Origin of the sequence: Nocardia panacis, assembly GCF_003598715.1 — a bacterium.
GTDB lineage: Bacteria > Actinomycetota > Actinomycetes > Mycobacteriales > Mycobacteriaceae > Nocardia > Nocardia panacis.
The window spans coordinates 94,469-108,320 of sequence record NZ_QZFU01000017.1; the positions used below are offsets into that span (position 1 = coordinate 94,469).

14 protein-coding genes are annotated in these 13,852 nt (G+C 67.3%); 8 read left to right on the forward strand and 6 right to left on the reverse strand.

Going from position 1 to position 13,852, the window contains the following annotated elements; translation table 11 throughout:
* Positions 1-17: 17 nt before the first annotated feature.
* Positions 18-353 (forward strand): DUF6401 family natural product biosynthesis protein, encoded by a 336-nt coding sequence (locus D5S18_RS13795; RefSeq protein ID WP_120040916.1) that lies wholly within the window; start codon positions 18-20, stop codon positions 351-353.
* 64 nt (positions 354-417) lie between these two features.
* Here the strand turns inward: D5S18_RS13795 and D5S18_RS13800 are convergent, their stop codons facing one another.
* The 3 genes from D5S18_RS13800 to D5S18_RS13810 form a co-directional block, all read right to left on the reverse strand.
* On the reverse strand, positions 418-1,227 hold the full coding sequence (locus tag D5S18_RS13800; RefSeq protein ID WP_120040918.1) for a mechanosensitive ion channel family protein: 810 nt from the start codon (positions 1,225-1,227) through the stop codon (positions 418-420).
* Positions 1,228-1,358: 131 nt separating this feature from the next.
* Positions 1,359-2,477: an AbrB family transcriptional regulator gene (locus D5S18_RS13805; RefSeq protein ID WP_120040920.1), complete on the reverse strand. Its 1,119-nt coding sequence runs from the start codon at positions 2,475-2,477 to the stop codon at positions 1,359-1,361.
* 143 nt (positions 2,478-2,620) lie between these two features.
* Entirely contained in the window at positions 2,621-4,009 is a 1,389-nt protein-coding gene (locus tag D5S18_RS13810; protein ID WP_120040922.1) for a cystathionine beta-synthase, read from the reverse strand.
* Between the two features lie 92 nt (positions 4,010-4,101).
* On the opposite strand from D5S18_RS13810, the gene D5S18_RS13815 reads away from it, so the two are divergent.
* From D5S18_RS13815 to D5S18_RS13825, 3 genes are read left to right on the forward strand one after another with little or no spacing between them, the layout of a single operon-like run.
* Positions 4,102-4,557, forward strand: a complete 456-nt coding sequence (locus D5S18_RS13815; protein ID WP_120040925.1) for a hypothetical protein — start codon at positions 4,102-4,104, stop codon at positions 4,555-4,557.
* Between the two features lie 53 nt (positions 4,558-4,610).
* Positions 4,611-5,498, forward strand: coding sequence for an SGNH/GDSL hydrolase family protein (locus D5S18_RS13820; RefSeq protein WP_203236725.1), 888 nt, complete (start codon positions 4,611-4,613; stop codon positions 5,496-5,498).
* Positions 5,499-5,537: 39 nt separating this feature from the next.
* Positions 5,538-6,758 (forward strand): acetyl-CoA C-acetyltransferase, encoded by a 1,221-nt coding sequence (locus D5S18_RS13825; protein ID WP_120040927.1) that lies wholly within the window; start codon positions 5,538-5,540, stop codon positions 6,756-6,758.
* Between the two features lie 64 nt (positions 6,759-6,822).
* On the opposite strand, the gene D5S18_RS13830 is transcribed toward D5S18_RS13825, so the two are convergent.
* Together D5S18_RS13830 and D5S18_RS13835 are read right to left on the reverse strand one after the other, a co-directional pair.
* Positions 6,823-7,683 carry a Bax inhibitor-1/YccA family protein gene (locus D5S18_RS13830; RefSeq protein WP_120040929.1) on the reverse strand — a complete coding sequence of 287 codons (861 nt, stop codon included), beginning with the start codon at positions 7,681-7,683 and terminating at the stop codon, positions 6,823-6,825.
* Between the two features lie 125 nt (positions 7,684-7,808).
* On the reverse strand, positions 7,809-8,957 hold the full coding sequence (locus D5S18_RS13835) for a class I SAM-dependent methyltransferase (protein WP_120040931.1): 1,149 nt from the start codon (positions 8,955-8,957) through the stop codon (positions 7,809-7,811).
* A gap of 148 nt (positions 8,958-9,105) precedes the next feature.
* Here D5S18_RS13835 and D5S18_RS13840 point away from each other — a divergent pair, with 148 nt between their 5' ends.
* The 4 genes from D5S18_RS13840 to D5S18_RS13855 all read left to right on the forward strand — a co-directional run bounded on the left by D5S18_RS13840 (position 9,106) and on the right by D5S18_RS13855 (position 11,668).
* The gene (locus D5S18_RS13840; protein WP_120040934.1) at positions 9,106-9,687 is read left to right on the forward strand and encodes an AMIN-like domain-containing (lipo)protein; all 582 of its coding nucleotides are present in this window, start codon (positions 9,106-9,108) and stop codon (positions 9,685-9,687) included.
* Between the two features lie 49 nt (positions 9,688-9,736).
* Positions 9,737-10,279, forward strand: coding sequence for a DUF6153 family protein (locus tag D5S18_RS13845; protein WP_147403946.1), 543 nt, complete (start codon positions 9,737-9,739; stop codon positions 10,277-10,279).
* Between the two features lie 89 nt (positions 10,280-10,368).
* Entirely contained in the window at positions 10,369-10,965 is a 597-nt protein-coding gene (locus D5S18_RS13850) for a DUF305 domain-containing protein (RefSeq protein WP_120040938.1), read from the forward strand.
* A gap of 163 nt (positions 10,966-11,128) precedes the next feature.
* Entirely contained in the window at positions 11,129-11,668 is a 540-nt protein-coding gene (locus D5S18_RS13855; protein ID WP_120040940.1) for an Rv2240c family protein, read from the forward strand.
* Between the two features lie 359 nt (positions 11,669-12,027).
* Here D5S18_RS13855 and D5S18_RS13860 read toward each other — a convergent pair whose 3' ends face one another.
* A complete protein-coding gene (locus D5S18_RS13860) occupies positions 12,028-13,782 on the reverse strand; it encodes an NRAMP family divalent metal transporter (RefSeq protein ID WP_162500974.1) in 1,755 nt (584 codons plus the stop codon).
* Positions 13,783-13,852: the final 70 nt, after the last annotated feature.

A 13,852-nucleotide genomic window follows, 5' to 3' on the forward strand; every position in this document is an offset into this window, starting at 1 on the left:
GGACCTAGACTGATCGGATGTTTGTGCTCGGCCCCGCGTTGCTCGAAGTGTCGGCGCGTCGCATCCTGAATCGCCTGCACCGCACGCACGGGGTGCCCGCGCTGGCGGCGGCGGCCGAGACGCCCGCGCTGCTGGCCGTATTGGATCAGCATGCGGCGGCGGTGCGCGACATTCTCGCGGTCGGGGTCGCGGATGCGGGGCGGGTGCCCGCGAGCGTGCTGATCGCCGGGTATGTGCGCGGGCTGGTGGCCGAGGCCGGGGAAAGGGCTGCCGCGCCGAGCGATTGGGCCGCGGCCGGGTGGTTGCCGCTGCGTCTGGCCGGGGCCTGCCTGCACGCGAGTCGACAGGCCTGAGTCCCTAGCACGAAATGTCGCGCGCCCCACCGGATCTCCGATGGGGCGTGCGCTGTCCACTGGTTCAACGAGGCTGCTGCGGGTATCCGCCCTGTTCCATGGGCTGCTGACCGCGCGCGGCCTGCTGATCCATCCACATCCCTTCGCGCTCGGCGTCCTCGCGACCGCGCTGATACGCCTCGGCATGCCCGCGCACCGCGGGCATCTCCTGCTCCAGCCCGCTGAGCCAACCCTCCCAGCGCTGCTGCATCGGGCGCACCATACCGCCGCCCACGCCGACGATCAGGATGCCGCCGACGGTGGCCAGCACCGTGATCAGGATGGGCATGGTGACCGAGGTGGCCACCCCGATCTGATTGAGCGCGGCGACTATGCCGATGCCCCAGACGAACACGGCGGCGAGACGACCCAGCATCGGACCGTAGGACAGACCGCCGAGCATATTGCCGACCATCTCGCGCACGCCGTGCGCGATGGCCGCCGCGATGATGACGATGACAATGGCCACGGCCAGGCGCGGCAGCCAGGCGACGATGCCATTGAGCATGGTGCTGATCGGATTCGGCCCGAACACACCGAAGCCGAGTTGCAGCGCGATCAGCAGGATCGCGTAGTAGGCGAGCTTCGCCAATAACTCCGAGGCGTCGTAGTTGCCGCGCGCGAGCGCCTGTTTGACACCGCCCCGCTCGACGAGCCGGTCGAAGCCGACCTTGGCCAGCACCCGGCGCACGATGGCGGCCACCACCCGCGCGATGATCCAGCCGATGACCATGATGACCAGGAATCCGACCAGCTTGGGAACGAAGGTGGCGACGGAACTCCACGCGTCGGAGAATCCCTGCTGGAAATCGATAGCCAAACTGGAGGTATACACGGACCTTCCCTTCGCTGATCGATTTGCGCCAAGGCAATTGCCGAGGCCGGTCTACCGGCGGTTATACCCCCTTGACATGGTGCGTATCGCGAATTTGCGAATAAATTGCCCGAGCCGATGCGGGGATCGACTCAGGTGGTGAGGAGTTCGCGCGGTTCGGTGCGCCCGGCATACCGGAAGACGCGCACCAGCAGGGGCAGCGCGAGCACCATGAGCAGCAGCCGCAAACTCTGCACGCTGGTGATGAGCGGCAGATTGGCATGCATGGATTCCGCGGTGGCCAGGACGGCATTGATTCCGCCGGGTGTGGTGGCCAGGTAGATATCCGACAATTCCAAATCGACGAAAAGGGCGACCAAATAGGCGAGTGCGCCGATGACGCCCGACAGCGCCACAATGGTCAGCGTCATACCGGGAATCATCCTGGCCATCTCCACCACGACGGCGCGGGTGAAGCGGGTGCCGACCTCGAATCCGATAATGACGAACAGCGATTCCTTCAGCAGGTTGGTCGGCGCGTAGCCATGGGTCGCGCCGAGGGCGGTGAGCAGCGCGGTCAGCAGCATCGGGCCGATCAGCGCCGGACTCGGCACCCCGAAGCGGCGACCGAGCCGAACACCGACCAGGCACAGCACCACCGCGATCGAGAGTCCGGCCACCTGATCGCCGCGACCGAAGATCATCCAGTGCGGCAGATCCGGATCGGTGACCGCGCGGGTCACCGGCGCGCCTGCCGCGAGACCGTCGCCGTCGGCCAGTACGGCGGCCAGGGTCGGCGCGCTGAGCGCCACCAGCGCGACCCGCAGGTACTGCATGAACGCGACCCGGCGCGGATCGGCGTCCATCTCGTCGGCGCAGGCCACCACGGCCGCCGAACCCCCTGCGAGCAGACCCAGTGTGGCCGTGGGCAATTCGACCTTGGCCACCTTGGCGAACACCCATGCGGCGGCAACGCTGACCACCAGCGTGGCCACCGTGACCGCGAGCACCGGGATCAGGGCGAATCCGATCGAGGACAGCAGCGAGATCTCCAGGTAGCTGCCCATCAGGACGCCGAGCATCGCCTGCGCGCCGAGCGACACCTCGCGCGGTAGGGGCGCGGGCAGTCGTCCGGCCAGCGCCAGCGCCGCGCCGACCACCATGGCCAGGATCATCTGCGGCGCCGGGAAATGGATCCGGTCGAGCAGATCGGCGCAGACGAGCACGCCGCCGAATAACGCCACCCAGCCGATCGCCTGCCACCGGTTCATGTCGGGCAATCCTGGCAGCGCACCGTGAACGGCCCGTTACGCCACCGTTATCGGGGCAGACCGGCCGTGTGACACCCGCCATGCCCGCGTGGGCGAATCACCGGCACAATTTGCGACAACCTGTGTCGCACAGCGGGATTCGCTCAGCCGAGCGAACCGGTGCTCAGGAATCCGAGCAGGTCGTGTCGGGTGATGACGCCCACCGGCTTGCCCTCCTCGACGACCATCAGCGCATCCGATTCCGAGAGCGCTTTGGTGGCCGCCGAGATCGGCTCGCCGGATCCGATGAGCGGGAAGGCCGGACTCATGTGGGTGGCAACCGAATCGGTGAGGTGGGCGCGGCCCTCGAAGACGGCCGAGAGCAGGTCGCGTTCGGTGACGCTGCCCGCCACCTCGCCCGCCATGACCGGCGGTTCGGCCCCGACGACCGGCATCTGCGAGACCCCGTACTCGCGCAGGATCTCGATGGCGTCGCGCAACGTCTCCTGCGGGTGGGTGTGCACCAGGTCGGGCAGCGCACCGGACTTGCCGCGCAGCACATCGCCGACCAGGGGTTCGGCGGTGCTGCCGTCGAGGCGGGTGCGCAGGAAGCCGTAGGAGCTCATCCACTGGTCGTTGAAGATCTTGGACAGGTAGCCGCGGCCGCCGTCGGGCAGCAGCACCACGATGACCGCCTCCGGGTCGCGGCGGGCGATCTCGAGGGCGGCGACCACGGCCATACCGCAGGATCCGCCGACGAGCAGACCCTCCTCGCGGGCCAGTCGCCTGGTCATATCGAAGGAGTCGGAGTCGGAGACGGCGATGATCTCATCCGGGATGGTCGGGTCGTAGGCGCTTGGCCAGAAGTCCTCGCCGACACCTTCGACCAGATAGGGCCGACCGGTGCCGCCGGAGTAGACCGAACCCTCCGGATCGGCGCCGATGATCTTGACCCGACCGCCGGAGACCTCCTTGAGGTAGCGCCCGGTGCCGGTGATGGTGCCGCCGGTGCCCACACCCGCCACGAAGTGGGTGATCCGGCCCTCGGTATCGCGCCAGATCTCCGGGCCGGTGGTCTCGTAGTGCGAATCCGGACCGCCCGGATTGGAATACTGATCGGGTTTCCACGCGCCATCGATATCGCGCACCAAGCGGTCGGAGACGCTGTAGTAGCTGTCCGGATGATCCGGCGGCACCGCGGTCGGGCACACGACCACCTCGGCGCCGTAGGCGCGCAGCACATTGCGCTTGTCCTCGGAGACCTTGTCCGGGCAGACGAAGACGCACTTGTAACCATGTTGCTGGGCGACCAGGGCCAGGCCGACGCCGGTATTGCCGGAGGTGGGTTCGACGATGGTGCCGCCGGGCCGCAATTGCCCGGACTTCTCGGCGGCCTCGATCATCTTCACCGCGATCCGGTCCTTGGCGGAGCCACCCGGATTGAGGTACTCGATTTTCGCCGCGACCAAACCGGCGTCGGATCCCACCACCGAGTTCAACCGAACCAGCGGCGTATTGCCGATGAGGTCCACGACATGATCCGCGATGCGCATGCCCCCATCGTTGCAGAAGCGGTATCCGAGGGTTGATCCACACCATGAACAATCGCGGGCGAGGTCCCGGCAAACCCGTAGGATTTCGGGTCATGAGGCTGCCGAATTCCGCCCGCGCCGCCACTTTCGCCGTAGCGTCGGCCGTTACCGTCGTCGTCGCGTCAGCGCACGCGAACGCCGCCACCGTCGAATTGCCCGGTGTCCCAACACTCGCCCATGGCGGCCTGTGCGGGACCACCATTCGGACCTGGGCCGATACCGGTCCGCAGTGGCCGGGTCGGATGATTGTCAATGTCAGGGCCGATCCGGTGATCGGGGTCGGCCCCGGCGCGTATCCGCTGGCCCCGCTGTGCGAGGTGTGGACCTCCGTCGCCTGGCGCAATACCCGCACCGGCGCGACGGGCGTCTACGACAACAACGTGGTCACCGGCATGTACGGGAGCATCCAGTACGCGCTGTTCCAGGACACCGGGCCGGGCCGGGTCGAATTGACCGTCACCACGAATGCGGCGAGTCTGCCCGCGCACGGTTCGGTCGAGGTTCCCTGACCTGGCCTTCCTCGACCTGCCCGCCCGGCTCGAACACGGTAGATTTTCCGACCGTGGCTGGTCGCATCGGGTGGAAGACGGCCGCGGCGACCACCGCCGCGACCGTGCTCGCCGGTTCGGGGGCGGGTACGGCGTCCTGGGCGGCCTATCGGCTGCTCATGACCCAGGCGGGGATCGCGCGCGGCGTCATCGGCCGCGACACCTCGAAACCGCCGGAGGCCGACGGCCTCTACACGGCGGGTTGCGGTGCGCCGCAGCCGTGGCGCGCGGGTCTGCGGGCGCAGACCCACCTGATGATCTTCGGCGATTCCACGGCGGCAGGTGTCGGCTGCCTGACCGCCGACGAGGTGCTCGGCGTGCGTTTGGCGCGCGGGCTGGCCGATGCCACCGGACAGCGAATCCGGTTGAGCACCAAGGCGATTTCCGGAGCGACCTCGAAGGGCCTGGCCGGACAGGTGGACGCGATGTTCGTCGCGGGCCCGCCGCCCGACGCCGCGGTCATCCTGATCGGGGCCAATGACATCACCAAGAAGCACTCGATAGGGGCCTCGGCGCGGCGACTGTCGGCGGCGGTGGCGCGATTGCGTCGGGCCGAGAGTGTCGTGGTGGTCGGCACCTGCCCGAATCTCGGTACGGTCGGGGCGATTCCGCAGCCGCTGCGCACGGTGGTGCAGTCCTGGAGCGTGCGGCTGGCGAAGGCGCAGACCGCGGCCACGCTGGCGGCGGGCGGTCGTCCGGTGGCGATGGGGCATCTGTTGGCTCCCGATTTCCTTGCCGCGCCCGAACTCCTTTTCGCCGCAGACGGATTCCATCCGTCCGCCGCGGGTTACGAACTCGCCGCGACGCAGTTGCTGCCGCCGCTGCTGGCGGCGCTGCACGAGTCCACCCCGGCTTCCGGTCCGCGCACCCGCGACGTAGATTCGATACGAACCCGCGAGTAACAAGCCGGTTCGCACGTACCTTCCGACAAAGGAGTCCTCATGCCAGAGGCCGTCATCGTTTCGACCGCCCGCTCCCCGATCGGCCGTGCCGCGAAAGGTTCCCTGGTGAGCATGCGGCCCGATGATCTCACCGTGCAGATGGTGCGCGCCGCGCTGGACAAGGTACCCGCCCTCGATCCCGCCGCGATCGACGACCTGATCCTGGGCTGCGGCTCCCCCGCGGGCGAATCGGGCTTCAATATTGCCCGTTCGGTGGCCGTGCAGCTGGGCTACGACTTCCTGCCCGGCACCACCGTGCACCGCTACTGCGCCTCCTCGTTGCAGAGCACCCGCATGGCCTTCCACGCGATCAAAGCGGGCGAGGGCGATGTGTTCATCTCCGCGGGTGTGGAGACGGTCTCGCGCTACCAGTTCGGCAGCGCCGACAGCTGGCCCAACACCAAGAACCCGCTGTTCGCCGATGCCGAGGCGCGCACCGCGACGACGGCGCAGGGCGGCGGTCCGCGGTGGCAGGATCCGCGCACCTCCGGCCTGATCCCCGATATCTACATCGCGATGGGCCAGACCGCGGAGAATGTCGCCCAGTTCATGGGCATCACCCGCCAGGAACAGGACGAGTGGGGTGTGCGCTCGCAGAACCGCGCCGAGGAGGCCATCAAGGCCGGCTTCTTCGAGCGGGAGATCGTCCCGGTCACGCTGCCCGACGGCACCGTCGTCTCGACCGACGACGGCCCGCGTCCCGGCACCACCTACGAGAAGATCTCCCAGCTCAAGCCGGTCTTCCGCCCGGATGGCACGGTCACCGCGGGCAATGCCTGTCCGCTGAACGACGGCGCGGCCGCGCTGGTCGTCATGAGCGACACCAAGGCCAAGGATCTGGGTCTGACCCCGCTGGCCCGCATCGTGTCCACCGGCGTGTCCGGTCTGTCCCCGGAGATCATGGGCCTCGGCCCGATCGAGGCCACCCGGCGCGCGTTGGCGCTGGCGGGCAAGTCCATCGGCGATATCGACCTCTACGAGATCAATGAGGCGTTCGCGGTCCAGGTGCTCGGTTCGGCCCGCGAGCTGAACATGGATCTGGACCGGTTGAACGTCTCCGGTGGCGCGATCGCGCTGGGTCACCCGTTCGGTATGACAGGCGCGCGGATCGCCACCACCCTCATCAACAACCTGCAAACCCACGACAAGCAGTTCGGTCTGGAGACCATGTGCGTCGGCGGCGGCCAGGGCATGGCGATGATCATCGAGCGGCTGAGCTGAGTCGACCCGAACAGAACAGCGGCCCCCTTCCCGGATCGGGAGGAGGCCGCTGTTCCTCTCATGATCAGTCGTTCTGGAAGTAGCTCAACAGCCGCAGGATCTCGGTGTAGAGCCAGACCAGGGTGACGGTCAGCCCCAGGGCGACGCCCCAGGCGGCCTTCTCCGGCGCCTGGGCGCGGATCAGCTGGTCGGCGGCGTCGAAGTCGAGCAGGAAGCTGAACGCGGCGACACCGATGCAGATCAGGCTGAAGATGATGGCGATGGCGCCACCCGAGCGCAGGCCGAGGCCGCCGGGGATGAAGAAGCTCGCGACCAGGTTGCCCAGTACCAGCACCATGATGCCGAACAGGGCGCCGACGACCATCCTGGTCAGTCGGGGCGTGACCCGAATGGCGCCGGTCTTGTAGACGACGAGCATGCCGCCGAAGACGCCGAAGGTGCCGAGTATGGCCTGCACGATCAGCGTGCTGCCCGACACACCCATGGGTCGGAAGTTGGCGAAGACATAGGAGAACGCGCCGAGAGCCAGACCCTCCAGGGCCGCGTAGCTCAGCACGATCGCCGGATTGTCCTGTTTGTTCATGAAGTTGGCGATCATGACCAGCACGAATGCGCCGAGACCGCCGACGATGAGGAACAGCGGGGCCAGCGCGGTATTGCCGTGCGTGATCGCGTAGGACAGGACCGCCATGACCACGACCACACCGAGGGTGATGCCGGTCTTGATCACCACATCGTCGATGGTCATCGACCGGGTGGCGGGGGCCTGCTGCTGATAGGGCTGGTACTGCTGGGTGTACGGGTCCTGGTGCTGCTGGGCCTGCGGATTGCCGTACTGATTGAATTGGCCTGCACCGAAGTTGGCGTAGCCACCGCCCTGCTGCCTCGGCAAGTTACGGAAGACCGGGTTCGATGTGGTACGCACCTGCGTCCCTTTCTGGTGTGGTTTTGCGGCCGGTTTCGAGCGCGAACTCGAGGTCCAACTGCCTGTCCAACGTCCATCCGCGCCATCCGGTTCCCCGCAAGCCGATAAGACAGACAATTCGGACTCTACCGCCGCGAATCCCGCAGGCCCCGCACCGATCGCGTAATGGTGAATTTTCGATTGCGCCCGATCACCTCGGTCTGCCCAACCATGCGCTGGATCACACCGCGATAGTTCAGATGTGAGTTGTACACCGTCCACAGCTCGCCGCCTGGTCGCAACACCCGACCGGTCTCGGCGAACATCTTGATCGCCGACCCGGTGTGCACTGCGGCGCCGACATGGAACGGCGGATTGCACAGCACCAAGTCGGCGCTGTTGGCGGCGGCCGAGGACATGGCGTCGTCGCGGACGACGCGCACCCTGTCGGCCACCGCGTTGGCCGCAGCGGTGGCACGGGCCGAGGCCACCGCGGCCGCCGACTGATCGGTGCCGAGCACCCGGATACCCGGTCGGGCCTTGGCCAGCGAGACCGCGAGAATGCCGGTGCCGCACCCGAGATCGACCGCGTCGCGGGCGTCGGGCTTCATCTTGTCGAGGAACTCCAACAGGAACCGGGTGCCGATATCGAGGCGCGGACCGGAGAAGGCCGCGCCGTGCGCCACCACCTCCAGATCGAGTTCGCCGATCCGCTCGGACACCGGAAAGGGCGGCTCCCCAACCGGTTTGGGTCCCTCGACCAGCAGTGTGCGCGACTTCTGCCTGCCCCGGCTGGCATGCACCTCCGAAAAGGACTGCGCCAATACGTCATTCATCGAATGGGTGAGGTACTTGTCCCGACCGCCCGCGAATACCGTGACATCCGGTTCGGCATAGCGGGCGATGGCGTCGGCCGCCTCGGCCAACCCGGCCAGCACCCTGGGCAATCTGAGCAGCACCACCCGCGCACCGGCCAGCAACTGCTCGCCGAGCGCGTGCACCGCGTAGCGATCCGACAGACCGAGGGTGCGCGCGTTATTGGCGAGGGCTTGTTCGCCGGTCAACAGGTCCTGATGCACCCGGATATCCCGCAGACCGTGGCCGGCGACCGCGCCGAGGGTCAGGGCGCCGTATCCGTCATCGATAACGGCAACCTCCCCGCTACCGACAGCGTCGAGTGCGTCGGCAGCCACGTCGAGAATCAACCGATCGGCGGCATCCACTGCATAGAGGTTCAGCGCCTCCACGTCCGGATAGCGCCGCAACCGGCCGAGAACCTCCTCGATATCACCCACCTGACAAGTGTGCTAGATCGTTGCCGATGCGTTGCGCCCACCCCCTCCTCCCGCGACACGCACAAACGTCCAGCGAGCCAATCGGATTCGTCCGGCGCGCATCGGCGTTCCCTGCGGACTCGGACATCGCTCAGTACCATCTGCCCCCATGCGCAACAGGATGGTGTTGATCCCCGCCGCGACAGCGACACTGCTCGCGGCACTGCTCGCGGGCTGCGGCAGCGGATCGAACACACAGGCCACGACCACCACGGCCACGGCGGCGGGAGCACCCGCCGCACCCATCGGCGACCTGCGGGACGCGCAGGCCAAGGACGCCAAAGCGGGCAGCGGGGCGGCGCTCACCGTCACCGATATCGGCATCGAACACCATCAGGGCTTCGACCGGATCGTCTTCCAACTCGGCGGCGCCGGCACCCCCGGCTGGCATGTCGGCTACACCGACAAGGCGGTCCAGGACGGCAGCGGGAAAACCTTCGACATCACCGGGAAATCACTGCTCGAGGTGAAGATCCTCGGCGCGGCCTACCCGTTCGACACCAAGGTCGCGGCCTACTCCGGACCCAATCCGACCTCCAGCGCGGAGGCGCCCGCCATCGCCGGGGTGTATCAGGCCGCCGTCTACGAAGGGGCGAGTCAGGGCTTCATCGCCCTCACCGGCGACCGGCCCAAATTCGCGGTCGGCCCGCAGACCGATCCCGACCGCGTGGTCATCGATATCGCGAACTGACCGCCATACGGGTGCGGGGTATTTCCCCTCGGCGGATAGAATCGCCGCCGTGCCCGCATCGCCTCGCTCCACCCGCGCATTCGGCTTGGTCCGACTGCTCGCGATGTTGGCGCTGCTGATCGGTGTGATCGGTATGCACGCGGGGGTTTACGCGATCACGTCGCATGGCCACCATGTGACGCAGCGGTCCAATGGGCACCCGATGGCGGGTGAAACCGACGCACCAATGGGCGCGCATCATGGGCCTGCCGGCGAACCCACCTCGGCCGGTGCCGCCGCAAGACAGCCTGCGGCATTCGATACCGCGCCGGCGAGCGCGGCCGTGCGCGATCACGATTCGACGCAGCCGACAGCGGTGCGGCAACTCGATTGCGAGGCGGGCGGCTGCGATATCGCGCACGGCGCGCACCATGCCTGTGTATTCGTGCTGTCGGCGCTGGAGCTGGTTATCGGGCTCGTCCTGCTCGGCTGGCTCGCGGTCGATCGGCCGGAAACGACTTCCCCGCTCCCCCGGTACTGGCGGATCCGGCGCGGCAGGCCGCCGCCGTGGACCGTGCTCTCCCTGTCGCAATTGTCGATCCTGCGGATCTGATGGGCCTGCGCGCCCGCACTGTCGTTGTGCGCGTGCGCGTTTCCCCGACTCATTCCGCACTGCTCGATGATTACCCAAGGAGTCCGAACATGTTCGTCGCTCGCACACGTATCGCCATTGTCTCGGCCGCCGTCGCCACCGTCGCGCTCACAGCGGGTTGCGGTGACAAAACCGAGAGCAAACCCATGTCCGGGATGGACCACGGCACGACCTCGACCGCCGCCGCCCGCACCGATTTCAATGACGCCGATGTGACCTTTCTACAAATGATGTACCCGCATCACGCCCAGGCCGTCGAGATGGCGCAACTGGTGCCGAACCACAGCCAGAATCCGCAGTTGCGGACCCTGGCCGCCAATGTCGAGGCGGCCCAGGCGCCCGAGATGAAGCAGATCACCACCCTGCTGCAGAGCTTCGGCAAGCCCGCACCGTCCGCCGGGGGGCATTCGGGCCACACCATGTCGGGCATGATGACGCCCGATCAGATGACCGCGTTGGGCGCGGCCACCGGCCCGGATTTCGACCGGCAGTGGCTGACCATGATGATCGACCACCACACCGGCGCGCTGACCATGGCGCGCGATGAACTGGCGGGCGGGGTCAATCCCGAGGCCAGGACGTTGGCCACCAATATCGTGGCCGACCAGCAGAAGGAGATCGACACCATGCGGGGCATGCTCCGCTGAACCCGCCCGTCGACCGGGATCGGCTCTCGCCGGTCCCGGTCGACGGCCTGCCCATGGATAATGAGACAGGCGCGCACCGCGTCCACGTGACCAAGTAACGTCGAACGGTCCTGGATTTACGGGTGGCCACGGCCGGACCGCCCGCGGGGAGATAGGGATCAGCATGCGAGGACTGGAACGGGCCGGACTGCTCGCCGCGGCGGCGGCGACCGCGGCCGGGATCATGATCATCGGAGCCTGCTCGAAGCAGGTCCCCGGAAATGCCCAGGTCAACCGGGCCGATTTGGCCTCATACGCCGCGGATGTCACCTCGTCCTCCGTCGCCGCCTCCTCCTCGAAAGCGGCAAGCATCGAGCGGGCCGCGGTCACGGCGTGCAACGCCTTCCGCGACGCGCACGAGGCCACGGTGAATGTCTTCAACGACTACATCGATGCCAGCAACACCAATGCCCCCGACCAGAACAGCAAGGCCGATGCCGCCGTCGCCGCGCTGCGCGATACGGCGGGCAAGGTCGGCAAGCAGCTCACCAAGGATGTGCCGCCCGACGTCTCCGGCGCGCTGCAGACCTACCGCGACGACATCTCCGCACTCGCCGACACCCTGGCGCACCGGGCCGACACCGATACCCTCAACGGCGCCATCGACAAGTTCAACGGCACCAAGGACCGAACCCTCGCCGCCTGCCGCCCGCACGGGCGTTGACGCGCGAATCTCCCCGGCGTCCTTGAACTCTCGCTTACTTCCGTCCGCGCAGCACCAGGACGGCGATCCCGGCCGCGCCTGCGACGATCAGACCGATCACGACGCCGATTCCGGACAAGATGAAATCCATGAATCGATGGTAGGCCGCATTCGCGGCGCAGGTGCGACGCTTTCGCTCGATGACGGTCGGGCCTCGGCGGGTTGCCCGCCGTCGGGCGCGTCGGATTCCTTCCGCGCGTGCGGATTTCGCCAACCGGCTCAGTACACGGCGTAGCAGCGGCGGCACGGAAGACCCGCACCGCCGCCGACGATTTCGCGCGGACTGCCCGCGAACCGCCTTGGGATGAACTGTCTTCGATTCAGCCCATGATGGACTGCACCACCTTGACCCCGACCAGTATCACCGCGATGACGAGATACCCGCGCAGGGCGATCATGCCCGCCATGCGCACCGGGGAGAAGGCCGGACGCTCGAGGGTGTCCAAAGCCGGTGTGCGCCAAGCGTCGCGGTCGGCCTCCAGAATGGCCTTGCGCTCGGCGCGGCTCAGCTCGATGTCATCGATCGCCTCGACCTCGTCCGGATCCAGATTGCCGAGTTCCTTGGCGGTCTGCTCGGTGGCCCTGCGCTCGGCCCGCCGCCGGGCGAACCAGATGCCGATACCGCCCAGCAGACCGACCAGCGCGCCGACACCGAAGCCGATCTCCAGGGTGGAGGTGGCCAGGTTCGGGAAGAAGGTGGCCGCGGTGAGCGCCAGCGACAGCAGTACCAGCGACCACACGATGACACCGGCGATGATGTTCTGCCGCATCGTATTCACCCACGGCCCGAGCACCGCCTTGTCATTGCAGAGCAGTACCAGGAATACCGTCGCCGAGGGCAGCAGCACACCGGCCAGCGCCTGCACGCCCTGGGTCAGCAGGCCGAGCACGTGGTCCGGGCTGAAGGAGACGGCAGCCGCCACACCGAGCAGCGCCGCGTAGCCGACGTAGAACATCGGGGCCTCGGTGATCTTCCAGTGCAGCGAATGCCGCTTGCCCAGAGTATCGCCGAGGGTGTAGGTGGTGGCGAGGCCGACGGCGTTCGCACCGATCAGCGAGGCGTCGAGCAGCAGGATGGCGAACAGCGCGCCCACGGTGTGACCCATATTGTCGCGCAGGGCCGTGGCGACCGCGCCCGCGTCGGTGAAATTGCCGATGGCATCGGTGCCCGCCAAACCGAAGGCGGCGGCGGCCATGATCGCGACCGCGCCGAGCATCACCACGACGATGCCGACCCACAGGTCGATCCGCTCGTAACGGATCCAGCGCGGGGTGATGCGCTTGTCGACGACATTGGACTGCTGGAAGAACAACTGCCACGGCGCGACTGTGGTGCCGACGATGGCGACGATCAGCAGCAGCAGGGTGGAGTTCAAACCGCCGGGGAACGAGGGGATCACACCCTTGGCGGTCTCGGACACGCTGGGGTGCACCATGAATGCCAGCGGGAACATGACGATATTGATCGCGATCAGCGCGAACAGGAAACGCTCCCAGCGCCGGAACGAACCGCCCGCCACCACGGCGAACAGCAGCACCGCGGCCAACGGCACCGAGATGCCCTTGGGCAGACCGAAGTACCCCAATGCCATTGACACACCGATGAATTCGGTGACGATGGTCAACGCGTTGACGACGAACAGGTCCCCGACGCTGAACGCGCCCCAGAACTTGCCGAATCGGGCGAAGATCAGCCGGGCATGACCGACGCCCGCGACGGCGCCGAGCCGGACGACCATCTCCTGGTTGACGTAGAGCACCGGAATCAACAGCAGCAGTGTCCAAACCAGCGCCATGCCGTAGTTCTGACCGGCCTGGGCGTAGGTGGCCACACCGCCCGCGTCATTGTCGCCGACCATGACGATGAGGCCGGGACCGATGATGGCCAGCAGCATCCGAAAGCGCTGCAGGCGGGTGCGTCCCTCCAGGGTGTCGTGCTGCTTGATGGTGCCGAGCGCGCCGACGATATCGCCGACATGCGCCGAGTCCAGTGCGGCGGGTGCGCCATCGGTCGGCGCCACGGTGGCCGTGGCGGAGTTGGTGCGGCGGTTCCCGCCGTTCGAGAAGAAGGCCATGGCCATTCCCTCGCTTCCTGAATTTTATTGCCGCACAACGGCAATGGTGGAACTTCGGCTGCTCGTTCGA